The organism is Gaetbulibacter jejuensis (assembly GCF_039524015.1).
GTDB lineage: Bacteria > Bacteroidota > Bacteroidia > Flavobacteriales > Flavobacteriaceae > Gaetbulibacter_B > Gaetbulibacter_B jejuensis.
The window spans coordinates 1,233,510-1,245,870 of record NZ_BAAAGF010000001.1; the positions used below are offsets into that span (position 1 = coordinate 1,233,510).

The window sequence follows — 12,361 nt, forward strand, 5'->3', positions numbered from 1 at the left end:
TAATTCCCGATATATTCCCAATATTTTGATTTAGATTAGTTAATTTTACTTAATCTAAAATTCTAAAATATCTTTCTAATCCTTTTGTATATAAGGACTTTGTTTTGTTTGTTTAAAAGTGAAATTAAGTGGCATAATGAAAATATAGTCCAGTTCCCGCTACAACAAGCCAAATACGAAAGTGTTTGGCTTTTTAATTTTATGAAAAGTCTGAGAATACCAATTATAAACTATATTTTAGTTACTTTTATAAATTAGAGGCATTGAGCATAGTTTTTTGCCCTTTATAACTAACTAATATTTAACGTAACATTATTATGATTGGAATTCTATCCTTTGTTGGGTTTACTGCGCTTGTGGCTATAATTTCCTATTATGCAACGCGTAAAACTGATGAAAAATCTTCCGATGGATACTTTTTAGGAGGACGAAGTCTAACTGCAGGAGTTATTGCAGGATCTTTATTATTGACTAATTTATCAACCGAACAAATTGTTGGTCTTAATGGTAGCGCATATACTGATGGTTTATCAGTAATGGCATGGGAAACCTTAGCAGCTATTGCTATGATTGTAACTGCTATTTTCTTGTTGCCAAGATACCTTAAAAGTGGACTAACAACAATTCCTCAGTTTTTAGCTAATAGATTTGACGTCTCTACTAAAACCATAACATCAGCTTTGTTTTTGACGGGTTATGTTGTGGTATTGCTACCTGTAATTTTGTACTCTGGTTCTGTAGCAATTAGCGGAATGTTTGATGTGCCAACACTATTAAACGTTTCAGATTCTTCAGCTTTGGTAATTTGTATTTGGGGAATTGGAATAATTGGATCTATTTATGCAGTTTTTGGTGGCTTAAAAGCTGTTGTAGTATCAGATTCAATTAACGCAATAGGTTTGTTGATAGGAGGAATATTGATACCAGTTTTTGGATTAATGGCAATTGGTGATGGTTCGGTTTTTGGAGGTTTAGAAACACTTATGTCTGCAAACCCAGAACGTTTTGATTCTACAGGTAACCCAGGACAAGAGGTTCCTTTTTCAACCATTTTTACAGGAATGATGTTGGTTCAGTTATTTTATTGGGGAACCAACCAACAAATCATACAAAGAGCACTTGGGGCTAAAAACTTAGCTGAAGGACAAAAAGGATTAGTGCTTGCTTCATTTATAAAAATTTTAGGACCATTAATTTTAGTGCTTCCAGGTATGATTGCCTATTACTATTTTGAAGGCGGACTTGCTTCTAGTGATTTAGCGTATCCTGAATTAGTACGAGCTGTATTACCTAAATATCTTGTTGGATTTTTCGCAGCAGTGTTGTTTGGTGCTATTTTAAGTTCTTTTAATAGTGTATTGAATAGTTCGGTAACATTGTTTGGTATTGATATTTACAAACAACATATCAATAAAAATGCCGATGAATCTACAGTTGTAAAATATGGTAAAATCTTTGGTATATGCTTAGCATTGGCAGCAATGTTTATTGCTCCTATGATAGAAAATGCAGGAAGCTTATTTAAGTATTTACAAGAAATTAATGGTATTTACAGCATTCCAATACTTACAATTATTGTTGTTGGATATTTAACCAAAAGAGTACCAGCCATTGCTGCTAAAATTGGTATTATATCAGGATCAATAATGTATATTGTTAGTCAGTTCATAATTGGTCCAAATAAAGTAGAAAAAGCATTAGAAGCTGCAAAAGCTTCAGGAGTTACAGATCCTGCTGTATTAAAGCTGGTAGAAGCCGAAGCATATCCGCACTTTTTGCACATTATGGCTATCTTGTTTGTAGCTAACATTATAATAATGCTTGTGATTGGATATTTCTTCCCAAGAAAAGAAGCTTATGTGCAAGAGTATACTGAGCAAGTTGATATTACACCATGGAAACATGTAAAGCTTGTAGGCGGATTAATTACACTTATAGTAGTTGCTATTTACGTCTATTTTTCAAAGTAAAATAAACCTCAATTAACTTAAAAAACCTTTCAAATAGCTTGAAAGGTTTTTTTATAATATTAAGCTGTATCTTTGCCAACAAGAAATAATGAAAATGCATAAAGCTGGATTTGTAAATATTATAGGAAACCCTAACGTTGGTAAGTCAACACTTATGAATGCGTTTATAGGTGAAAAATTATCAATAATAACTTCTAAGGCGCAAACTACTCGTCATAGAATATTAGGTATTGTAAATGGAGACGACTTTCAGGTGGTTTTAAGTGATACACCAGGAATTATAAAGCCAGCATATGAACTTCAAGAATCCATGATGGATTTTGTGAAATCTGCTTTTGATGATGCCGATGTATTAATTTACATGGTTGAAATTGGAGAAAAGGAGTTGAAAGATGAAGCCTTTTTCAATAAAATCACCAATTCTAAAATCCCTGTTTTATTATTATTGAATAAAATAGATACTTCTGACCAGCAACAGCTAGAAGAGCAAGTTCAATCTTGGGCAATAAAAGTGCCAAATGCTGAAATTTTTCCTATTTCTGCATTAGAAGGGTTTCAAGTAAAAGAAGTGTTTAACAGAATTATAGAGTTGCTTCCTGAGTCACCACCTTTTTATCCAAAAGATCAGCTTACCGATAAACCTGAACGCTTTTTTGTTAATGAAACCATTCGCGAAAAAATACTTTTATACTATAAGAAAGAAATTCCTTATGCTGTAGAAATTGATACCGAAGAGTTTTTTGAAGAAGAAAATATTATTAGAATGCGTTCGGTAATTATGGTAGAGCGCGATACTCAAAAAGGTATTATCATTGGACATAAAGGAGCTGCTTTAAAACGCGTAGGTATTGAGGCTAGAAAAGATTTAGAAAAATTCTTTGGCAAACAAATTCATTTAGAATTATATGTAAAAGTCAATAAAAATTGGCGTACAAATACAAATCAATTAAAGCGTTTTGGGTATAACCAAAAGTAAAACACTTTTTTATCTAAAAATACTGCAAACTAATATTATCTTTGCAGGCGCAAAAAAATAATCATAATGAGCAACATAGTAGCTATTGTAGGAAGACCAAATGTAGGAAAATCAACCTTCTTTAATCGTTTAATACAACGTAGAGAAGCCATTGTTGATGCTGTTAGTGGAGTTACCAGAGACCGTCATTATGGAAAAAGTGATTGGAACGGTAAAGAGTTTTCTCTTATCGACACAGGTGGTTATGTTATTGGTAGTGATGATGTTTTTGAAGCCGAAATTGATAAACAAGTAGAACTTGCTATAGATGAAGCCGATGCCATTATTTTTATGGTTGATGTAGAAACTGGTGTAACAGGAATGGACGAGGACGTTGCTAAACTTCTTCGTAAAGTTGAAAAACCAGTGTTTTTAGCTGTTAATAAAGTTGACAATGCTAAGCGTGCTGAAGATGCAGTAGAGTTTTATGCATTAGGTCTTGGAGAGTATTATACTATTGCAAGTATTAATGGTAGTGGAACAGGAGATTTGTTAGATGCTCTAGTTGAAGCCTTACCTGAAAAAGAAGAAGTAGAAGAAGAAGAGTTGCCACGATTTGCAGTTGTAGGTCGTCCCAATGCAGGGAAATCTTCTTTTATCAATGCTTTGATAGGTGAAGATAGATATATAGTTACTGATATTGCTGGTACTACAAGAGACTCCATTGATACAAAATATAATCGTTTTGGTTTTGAGTTCAATTTAGTAGACACCGCAGGAATACGTAAAAAATCTAAAGTAAAAGAAAACCTCGAGTTTTATTCAGTAATGCGAAGCGTTAGAGCTATTGAACATTGCGATGTGTGCTTATTGGTTTTAGATGCAACAAGAGGGTTTGATGGTCAAGTACAAAACATTTTTTGGCTAGCCGAACGTAACCGTAAAGGCATTGTTATTTTGGTAAACAAATGGGATTTGGTTGAAAAGGACAATAAAACAACCAGAGAGTTTGAAAAAATGATAAGACGAGAAACTGAACCTTTTGTTGATGTGCCAATTGTGTTTATTTCGGTATTGAACAAGCAACGTATTTTTAAAGCTATTGAAACAGCTGTTGAAGTTTATAAAAACAGAACAAAGCGTATAAAAACTAGTGTGCTTAATGAAGTGTTATTACCAATTATAGACCATAATCCACCACCAGCATATAAAGGTAAGTATGTAAAAATCAAATACATTATGCAATTGCCAACACCACAACCGCAATTTGCATTTTTCTGTAATTTACCTCAATATGTAAAAGAACCTTATAAGCGCTTTTTAGAAAATAAACTTAGGGAACATTTTGATTTTCATGGAGTTCCTGTAAGCGTTTATATGCGTAAGAAATAGCTGCTATTTTATTAATTCCATTTTTTTATAATTGAATCTAGAGCATTATTAATGCCTTGGTAGTAATTCTCTTTTTTAAAAAAGGGAAGCATTGAAGTATCAATGATATCTTGACAGATGGAATCTGTAAGTGTTTTTTCAGTTTCATAACCTGTTGCAATCGCTACTTGTTTTTGTGGTTTGCAAATAGCAATAATTAATCCGTTGTCCTTTTTGTATTGTCCAACTCCCCAATAATTTCCAATTTCAATAGCGTATTCCTGTATACTTAAATGATTCGGAACTATTGAGTCTATAGTGATAACTACTATTTGATTGGTAGTTGTAGATTCATAATCGGCTATTTTATGAGATAAAGCGTTTTCTTCTTCAAAAGAAAAAAGGTTTGAAAAGTCAGAAATAATATTCTGTTGTTCATTCTTGGGCAAATGTGAAAAAGGATTCTTCCTTTCTGGTTGATGTCCTTTGCACGAAATAAATATGATAAATAATAATACAATCGTCTTTTTCATAACTACCAACTTCCTGAGGCTCCACCACCTCCAAATCCGCCTCCACCGAAGCCACCACTAAAACCACCTCCACCAAAGCTTCCACCACCTGAGCTTCCGCCAAAAATACCTCCACCTGAACTTCTTCCGTAGCTTCCTCGTCCCATATTACTCAATATAATGGCTTCTAAAATATCTCTACTATCTAAGTCTTTACCTTTGCCACCACTGTTTCCGCCACCTTTACCACGACGATTACTAGAAATCGCAATTAAGAGTACAATAAACATCACAAGCAAGACCACAAAAACACCAATAGGGAAACTATAATCTTCTTTGGTAGATTCAGCTTTAAATTCACCGTTTAATACTTCAAAAATTGCATCTGTTCCTTTGTCTAGTCCACTGTAAAAATCCCCTTTTTTAAATTCAGGAATCATGACTCTGTTTATAATACGTTCGGCTAAAATATCAGTGAGTCGATATTCCATACCGTAACCTGTATTAATATCTATTTGACGGTCGTCTTTAGCGAGTAAGATTAAAATTCCGTTATCCTCTTTAGCTTGTCCAATTCCCCATTTGTGTCCCCAATTTGCACCAACTAGCGTAATGTCATCTCCATTTAATGTACTAATAATGGCAACTACTATTTGAGATGAAGTAGAATCGGCATATTTTATCAGTTTTTGCTCTAAATGGTTTTTTTGAGAGTTAGATAACAGTCCAATATAGTCATAAACACTAGTTTGATCGCTACCTGTAGGTTTTTCAGGAATCTTAAATTGAGCAAATGAAAACTGAGTAGCAAAAAAGCATACAATCACACAACTTAATATGTAAACTCTATTGCGCATTAAATTTTTGAGATTTCATTTGGGAGTTCATCAGTATCAAAATGATTCCAAGGGAAGTGATGCTGTAACTGCTCACCAGCGGTTAAAATGCCATAGATTAATCCGTCCTTATAACGACCAGATTTAAAATGAGATTGAATAGTGTTTTTTGTACTTTCCCAAAAGTCATTAGCCACAACATTATTAATGCCTTTATCTCCATAAATAGCAAACGACTTATCTTCTACAGCTACATAAATTAAAACACCATTTTGCAATTTGGTATTGTCCATTTTTAAATAATGAAACACTTCCATAGCACGTGCTTCGGCATTTCCATTATCGGATTTTTCTAAATGAACACGAATTTCACCCGAAGTTAAACGTTCAGCGTCTCGTATGGCTTTAATAACCTCTTGTTCTTCGGTTTGTGAAAGAAAATTTTCAACGGTAGACATTAATTGTCAGATTTGTAATCGTTTATGTCAATACCTTTTTCAGCGCCTTCGTTAGATTCAAAACGTTCTTTTTTCTCAAATCCAAAAAAGCCAGCGTATAGGTTGTTAGGAAACTGCCTTACTAAGTTATTGTAAGGTGTAATGGTTTCATTAAAACGGTCGCGTTCTACTTTAATTCGTTTTTCAACACGATCAAGACTGTTCATCAATTCTTTGTAGTTTTCATTAGCTTTTAAGTCTGGATAGCGCTCAAAAACAGCTAATAACCTAGATAAAGCTGAGGTCATAGTGCTTTGCACTTCTTTAAACTGAGTGAGTTGCTCAGGAGTAATATTTGATGGGTCAATTTGTATGCTTGTGGCTTTAGAACGCGCATCAGTAACTATTTTAAAAGTTTCTTGCTCATATTCGGCATAGCGTTCAGCAACTTTCATTAAGTTAGGTATAAGGTCACTTCTTAATTGGTAAGCACTTTCTACTTTGGACCATTGCTCACCAATGTTTTCGTCAAGGCTTATAGCTTCGTTGTAAAAACCTTTTCCTTTAGTGTACAAACCTATTGCGATTATTGCAACAATAATCCATGGTAACCATTTTTTCATGATAAGAGAGTTTTAAAGTTGTGATTTAATTTTGATTAGTTGCGCCTTTATAGCTTCTAATTTACTAATTATTTCAAAATTACTTAGCGATTTTTTCTTTTCTTCTTTAAGATGAGTTTTTGCACCTTCAAGAGTAAATCCTCGTTCTTTTACCAAGTGGTAAATAAACTTTAGGTTTTTAATGTCTTCTGGTGTGAATTTACGGTTGCCTTTTGCATTTTTTTTAGGCTTTAGAATATCAAACTCTTTTTCCCAAAAACGAATCAATGATGCATTGACATCAAAAGCTTTTGCAACTTCGCCAATGCCATAGTATCGTTTTTCTGGGAGTTCTATATGCATAAAATTAATCTAAAGATTGGTTTTCTAAAGAAGCTTTTTCTAGTAAGTCAGAGAATTCTTCAGCAGATAAATTTCCGTAATAAAAGTTAATAGGGTTGATGCGTTCACCATCTTTAAAAATCTCATAGTGTAAATGTGGAGCTTCAGAACGTCCTGTACTACCAACAAAACCTATTAAATCACCACGTTTAACCTTTTGGTTAGCACGTACATTGTAGTTGTATAAGTGCGCATAAAGGCTAACATATCCGTAACCATGGTCTATTCTAATATGTTTACCATAACCAGTAGCTCTGTTGTCTGCTCTGGTAACAACACCATCTCCTGAAGCGTAAACAGGAGTTCCGCGAGGAGCTGTAAAATCCATACCAAAATGAAATTTTCTCACTTTAGTAAAAGGGTCAGTTCTATAACCATAACCTGATGCCATACGAGTTAATTCGGCATTGTTAACAGGCTGAATGGCAGGTATTGAGGCTAAAAACTTTTCTTTGTCTTTTGCTAAAGTTGCTATTTCGTCTAATGAGCGTGATTGCACAACAATTTGCTTTTGAAGAATGTCCATTCTTCGGTGGCTTTCAATAATCAATTTAGAGTTGTCAAATCCTTCTAAGTCTTTGTAACGGTTAATACCACCAAAACCAGCTTTTCGTTGTTCTTCAGGAATAGGGTTTGCTTCAAAATACAGTCGATAAATAGCATTGTCACGCTCTTCAATATTGGCAAGTACATCTTGCGTTTCATCCATTTTTTTATTGAGCAACTGAAATTGTAGCTGCATATTAGAAAGCTCACGTTTTAAAGCCTTTTCTTTTGGAGATTCAATATACTGACTTGCGATAAACACAAATAAAAAACCAAACAAGGCAGAAGCTAATAAAAACAGTGAAATGTACTTAAATGTTCGTCTCTTCTTTCGTTCTATTTTTCTATACGAAAGTGTTTCAGAATCATAATAATATTTTACCTTACTCATTTCTTTATTTATACTATTTTTGCAATTGATAAAATCATTTCAATCAAATGAATTTTATTTGCAAACGACCAAAGATAAAAATTGTTTCGCAATTAATATAATTTTAACAAGAACGAGAATTAAACATACATGAAGTCTCAAGAGATACGCTCAAAATTTCTAAAGTTTTTTGAAGATAAAAAACATACTATTGTACCATCTGCACCAATGGTGTTAAAAGATGATCCAACTTTAATGTTTGTCAACTCTGGAATGGCACCTTTTAAAGAATATTTTTTAGGGAATGCCACACCAAAAAGCAATAGAATTGCTGATACTCAAAAATGCTTGCGTGTTTCTGGAAAGCACAACGATTTAGAAGAAGTTGGTTATGATACTTATCATCATACATTGTTTGAAATGTTGGGTAACTGGAGTTTTGGTGATTACTTTAAAAAAGAAGCGATTGCTTGGGCTTGGGAATTATTGACAGAGGTTTATAAAATAGACAAAGACATTTTATATGTAACCGTTTTTGAAGGTGACGAAGAAGATGGTACGCCATTAGATACCGAAGCCTACGATATTTGGAAGCAGTACATTGCTGAAGACCGAATTTTAAAAGGTAATAAAAAAGATAATTTCTGGGAAATGGGAGATCAAGGTCCTTGTGGTCCTTGTAGTGAGATTCATGTTGATATTCGTTCTGCTGAAGAAAAAGCAAAGGTTTCTGGTAAGGAATTAGTGAATATGGATCATCCGCAAGTGGTGGAGATATGGAACCTGGTTTTTATGCAATACAATCGTAAAGCTAATGGTTCTCTAGAAAACTTACCAAACAAACATATAGATACCGGAATGGGCTTTGAGCGTTTGTGTATGGTGTTACAAAATGTGCAAAGTAACTATGATACTGATGTTTTTACACCGATAATTCGTGAAATTGAAACCATCGCAGATAAAGATTACGGTAAAAACGATAAGATAGATGTTGCTATTAGAGTTATCTCTGATCACGTTCGTGCGGTTGCGTTTTCTATTGCAGACGGACAATTGCCAAGTAATACAGGCGCTGGTTATGTAATTCGTAGAATTTTGCGTCGTGCTATTCGTTACGGATTTACGTTTTTAGACCAAAAAGAGCCGTTTATTTACCGTTTGGTGGATGTGCTTATCAAAAAAATGGGAGAAGCTTTCCCTGAATTAAAAGAACAAAGACAACTAATAGAAAATGTTATAAAAGAAGAAGAAGCTTCTTTCTTAAGAACATTAGATCAAGGATTATTATTGCTTGATAGAATTATAACACATTCTAACACCAAAGAAATTTCAGGAAATAAAGTTTTCGAACTTAAAGATACTTATGGTTTTCCAGAAGATTTAACCGATTTAATTCTTCGTGAAAACGGATTTACCTATAACCACGAAGAGTTTGATAAAAAACTAAAAGAACAACAAGAACGTGGTAAGCAAGCTTCTCAATTAAAATCAGACGATTGGACAATTGTTCTTGAAGATGATGAGCAAGAGTTTATTGGTTATGATGTTACTGAAGCTAATGTTAAGCTTACTAAATACCGAAAAGTAACCTCAAAAAAGGATGGTGAAATGTACCAGCTGGTGTTTAATTTAACACCGTTTTATGCTGAAGGTGGTGGACAAGTTGGCGATAAAGGCTATCTAGAAGATGCTTCTGGTGATGTTGTATATATTGTTGATACCAAAAAGGAAAACAATGTTATTATTCACTTTGCAAAGAGTCTTCCTAAAAATGTACAAGGCACTTTTAAAGCAACTGTAGATGCAAAACAACGTTACAGAACGGAATGTAACCATACTGCAACACACTTATTGCATCAGGCATTGCGCGAGATTTTAGGAACGCATGTTGAGCAAAAAGGTAGTGCGGTACATAGTAAGTATTTACGTTTTGACTTTTCGCATTTCTCTAAACTAACTGTTGATGAATTGCGTGATGTAGAAAACTTTGTAAATGCTAGAATTGAAGGTAAATTACCATTGCAAGAACAACGTAATATTCCAATGCAACAAGCTATTGACGAAGGTGCAATGGCGTTGTTTGGAGAAAAATATGGCGATACTGTACGTACTATAAAATTCGGTAAATCTATAGAACTTTGTGGTGGAACTCACGTAAAAAACACTGCAGATATTTGGCATTTTAAAATTGTATCTGAAGGTGCAGTTGCTGCTGGAATTCGTCGTATTGAAGCTATCACAAACGATGCTGTAAAAGATTTCTATTTTGAAAACAATCGTGCGTATTTTGAAATGAAAGATTTACTTAACAATGCTAAAGAGCCAGTAAAAGCATTACAGAATCTTCAAGAGGAAAATACAAACCTAAAAAAGCAAATAGAGCAGCTTTTAAAAGATAAAGCTAAAAACTTAAAAGGTGAGCTTAAAAATGAATTGACCGAAGTTAATGGTATCACATTTCTGGCAAAACAAGTTGATTTAGATGCAGCAGGAATAAAAGATTTATGCTTTGAGTTAGGAAGTCAATATGATAACCTATTCCTACTTTTTGGTGCTGAAAACGATGGTAAGGCATTATTGTCTTGTTATATCTCAAAAGAATTGGTTGCTGAAAAAAGCTTGAATGCGGGACAAATTGTTAGAGAATTAGGAAAACACATCCAAGGTGGTGGAGGCGGACAACCGTTTTTTGCAACTGCAGGAGGAAAAAATCCTAGTGGTATAAAAGACGCTTTGGAAGCAGTGAAAAGTTATATCGCATAAATTATCATTCTGTTTTTAAGCAGAATTCATTATGAAACTACAAACCCAAATACCGTTACAATCAGAGCCGCATAATCAAATAGATTATCATTCTAAAATAGCGCTGTTTGGGTCTTGTTTTGTTGAGAATATAGGAGAGAAGTTTAACTATTTTAAGCTTCAGAATTTTCAAAATCCATTTGGTATTTTATTTCATCCGCTAGCCATTGAACGTTTGGTAGCTAATGCAATTAATTCTAAAACGTACACCGAAGAAGATATCTTTTTTCATAACGAACAATGGCATTGTTATGAAGCGCATTCCAAGTTAAGTAGTGATAATAAAGATGATTTGTTACATGCATTGAACAATGCTGTTCAGTCAACAAATCAACAAATACACCAAGCAACACATGTTATTATAACATTAGGAACTGCTTGGGTTTATAGACATACAGCATCAGATGTTGTTGTTGCCAATTGCCATAAAGTACCACAAAAACAATTTACAAAAGAGCTGCTAACGGTTGATGAAATTTCAGAATCATTACAAGCTATAGTGGCTTTAATAAAAAGCGTTAATCCTAAAGCGTCAGTAATTTTTACGGTGTCTCCTGTGCGACATATTAAAGATGGTTTTGTTGAGAACACGCAAAGCAAAGCGCATTTAGTTGCAGCTATTCATCAAGTTGTTGAACCAAGAAAGCAGCAGTATTATTTCCCTTCGTATGAAATTATGCTGGACGAACTTCGCGACTATCGTTTTTATAAAGCCGATATGTTACATCCAAATGATGTAGCAGTAAATTACATTTGGGAAAAATTCAAACAGGTTTGGATTTCAGAAAAGGCTCATAAAACATTAAACGAGGTTGATGTGATACAAAAAGGCCTTCAGCACAGACCGTTTAATCCAAACTCTAATAGCCATAAGGCATTTCTTCAATCATTAAAAGACAAGCAAAACCAGTTACAGCAGTCTTTTTCGCATATCGTATTTTAAATATACGACATATTACGTATTTCTTTCAGTTTCTTAAAGTTGCATTTTTGAATCAGTTATTAATTAAAAATATTCAACAATGAAAGATTTAAGAAAATTTATGTTATTAATCATGGTAACAGCCATGGTAGGATTAACTTCATGTTCAAGTGATGACGATGGCGGAAGTGGTGGTGGAGCTGCATCAGGAACTTTATCAGCAAAAATAGATGGTAGTTCTTGGCAGTCTTTAGAAATTTCTTCTTCTGCAACTGTTGCAAATAATGGTAATAACCTTATTATTATAGCAACTAATAGTGATGGTAAAGCATTTTCATTTTCAATTTGGGGATATGAAGGTGTAGGAACTTATGAATTTACAGGTGCTACTACAGTTTTTAATACTGCTTCATATTCTGAAACTGATGTAGACTTAAACAATCCTCAGAACTCAACAACAGAGCTTTGGCAAGCACCTTATGATGATACGCTTGCAGGAACACTGTCTGTTTCTGAAGAAACTGAAACTAAAATAATTGGAACATTCGAATTTTCAGGTAAGAATGTTAATGGAGATCAATCTGTAAAAATGATTTCAGATGGTGCTTTTAATTTAAATAAGCAAGTACAGTAATT

12 protein-coding genes are annotated in these 12,361 nt (G+C 33.7%); 6 read left to right on the top strand and 6 right to left on the bottom strand.

Going from position 1 to position 12,361, the window contains the following annotated elements; genetic code table 11:
* Positions 1–317 precede the first annotated feature (317 nt).
* The 3 genes from ABD011_RS05360 to der all read left to right on the top strand — a co-directional run bounded on the left by ABD011_RS05360 (position 318) and on the right by der (position 4,317).
* On the top strand, positions 318–1,970 hold the full coding sequence (locus tag ABD011_RS05360; RefSeq protein WP_343796405.1) for a solute:sodium symporter family transporter: 1,653 nt from the start codon (positions 318–320) through the stop codon (positions 1,968–1,970).
* A gap of 94 nt (positions 1,971–2,064) precedes the next feature.
* Positions 2,065–2,946 (top strand): GTPase Era, encoded by an 882-nt coding sequence (era, locus tag ABD011_RS05365; protein WP_343796790.1) that lies wholly within the window; start codon positions 2,065–2,067, stop codon positions 2,944–2,946.
* 66 nt (positions 2,947–3,012) lie between these two features.
* Entirely contained in the window at positions 3,013–4,317 is a 1,305-nt protein-coding gene (gene der, locus ABD011_RS05370; protein WP_131505876.1) for a ribosome biogenesis GTPase Der, read from the top strand.
* Between the two features lie 11 nt (positions 4,318–4,328).
* On the opposite strand, the gene ABD011_RS05375 is transcribed toward der, so the two are convergent.
* From ABD011_RS05375 to ABD011_RS05400, 6 genes are read right to left on the bottom strand one after another with little or no spacing between them, the layout of a single operon-like run.
* Positions 4,329–4,829 carry a TPM domain-containing protein gene (locus ABD011_RS05375; RefSeq protein ID WP_343796407.1) on the bottom strand — a complete coding sequence of 167 codons (501 nt, stop codon included), beginning with the start codon at positions 4,827–4,829 and terminating at the stop codon, positions 4,329–4,331.
* A gap of 2 nt (positions 4,830–4,831) precedes the next feature.
* Positions 4,832–5,665, bottom strand: a complete 834-nt coding sequence (locus tag ABD011_RS05380; RefSeq protein WP_343796409.1) for a TPM domain-containing protein — start codon at positions 5,663–5,665, stop codon at positions 4,832–4,834.
* On the bottom strand, positions 5,665–6,102 hold the full coding sequence (locus ABD011_RS05385) for a TPM domain-containing protein (protein ID WP_134198726.1): 438 nt from the start codon (positions 6,100–6,102) through the stop codon (positions 5,665–5,667). Before ABD011_RS05385 ends, ABD011_RS05380 begins: the two co-directional genes overlap by 1 nt.
* Positions 6,102–6,704: a LemA family protein gene (locus ABD011_RS05390; protein WP_343796411.1), complete on the bottom strand. Its 603-nt coding sequence runs from the start codon at positions 6,702–6,704 to the stop codon at positions 6,102–6,104. The genes ABD011_RS05385 and ABD011_RS05390 overlap by 1 nt, the downstream gene beginning before the upstream one ends.
* Before the next feature lie 12 nt (positions 6,705–6,716).
* Complete coding sequence (locus ABD011_RS05395) at positions 6,717–7,046, bottom strand: MerR family transcriptional regulator (RefSeq protein WP_131505871.1); 330 nt, start codon at positions 7,044–7,046, stop codon at positions 6,717–6,719.
* Positions 7,047–7,050: 4 nt separating this feature from the next.
* Positions 7,051–8,022, bottom strand: a complete 972-nt coding sequence (locus ABD011_RS05400) for a M23 family metallopeptidase (protein ID WP_129759165.1) — start codon at positions 8,020–8,022, stop codon at positions 7,051–7,053.
* Between the two features lie 129 nt (positions 8,023–8,151).
* On the opposite strand from ABD011_RS05400, the gene alaS reads away from it, so the two are divergent.
* The 3 genes from alaS (at position 8,152) to ABD011_RS05415 (ending at position 12,359) form a co-directional block, all read left to right on the top strand.
* Positions 8,152–10,764 carry an alanine--tRNA ligase gene (gene alaS, locus ABD011_RS05405; RefSeq protein ID WP_343796414.1) on the top strand — a complete coding sequence of 871 codons (2,613 nt, stop codon included), beginning with the start codon at positions 8,152–8,154 and terminating at the stop codon, positions 10,762–10,764.
* A gap of 31 nt (positions 10,765–10,795) precedes the next feature.
* Positions 10,796–11,746: a GSCFA domain-containing protein gene (locus ABD011_RS05410; RefSeq protein ID WP_343796416.1), complete on the top strand. Its 951-nt coding sequence runs from the start codon at positions 10,796–10,798 to the stop codon at positions 11,744–11,746.
* A gap of 79 nt (positions 11,747–11,825) precedes the next feature.
* Positions 11,826–12,359: a DUF6252 domain-containing protein gene (locus ABD011_RS05415; protein ID WP_131505868.1), complete on the top strand. Its 534-nt coding sequence runs from the start codon at positions 11,826–11,828 to the stop codon at positions 12,357–12,359.
* Positions 12,360–12,361 lie beyond the last annotated feature (2 nt).

What these genes read in the sequence shown, in the direction of transcription:
- era (WP_343796790.1), top strand. Translation starts at nt 2,065, where the DNA reads ATGCATAAAGCTGGATTTGTAAATATTATAGGAAACCCTAACGTTGGT.
- ABD011_RS05375 (WP_343796407.1), bottom strand. Translation starts at nt 4,829, where the DNA reads ATGAAAAAGACGATTGTATTATTATTTATCATATTTATTTCGTGCAAA.
- ABD011_RS05385 (WP_134198726.1), bottom strand. Translation starts at nt 6,102, where the DNA reads ATGTCTACCGTTGAAAATTTTCTTTCACAAACCGAAGAACAAGAGGTT.
- ABD011_RS05380 (WP_343796409.1), bottom strand. Translation starts at nt 5,665, where the DNA reads ATGCGCAATAGAGTTTACATATTAAGTTGTGTGATTGTATGCTTTTTT.
- ABD011_RS05410 (WP_343796416.1), top strand. Translation starts at nt 10,796, where the DNA reads ATGAAACTACAAACCCAAATACCGTTACAATCAGAGCCGCATAATCAA.
- der (WP_131505876.1), top strand. Translation starts at nt 3,013, where the DNA reads ATGAGCAACATAGTAGCTATTGTAGGAAGACCAAATGTAGGAAAATCA.
- ABD011_RS05360 (WP_343796405.1), top strand. Translation starts at nt 318, where the DNA reads ATGATTGGAATTCTATCCTTTGTTGGGTTTACTGCGCTTGTGGCTATA.
- alaS (WP_343796414.1), top strand. Translation starts at nt 8,152, where the DNA reads ATGAAGTCTCAAGAGATACGCTCAAAATTTCTAAAGTTTTTTGAAGAT.
- ABD011_RS05395 (WP_131505871.1), bottom strand. Translation starts at nt 7,046, where the DNA reads ATGCATATAGAACTCCCAGAAAAACGATACTATGGCATTGGCGAAGTT.
- ABD011_RS05400 (WP_129759165.1), bottom strand. Translation starts at nt 8,022, where the DNA reads ATGAGTAAGGTAAAATATTATTATGATTCTGAAACACTTTCGTATAGA.
- ABD011_RS05390 (WP_343796411.1), bottom strand. Translation starts at nt 6,704, where the DNA reads ATGAAAAAATGGTTACCATGGATTATTGTTGCAATAATCGCAATAGGT.
- ABD011_RS05415 (WP_131505868.1), top strand. Translation starts at nt 11,826, where the DNA reads ATGAAAGATTTAAGAAAATTTATGTTATTAATCATGGTAACAGCCATG.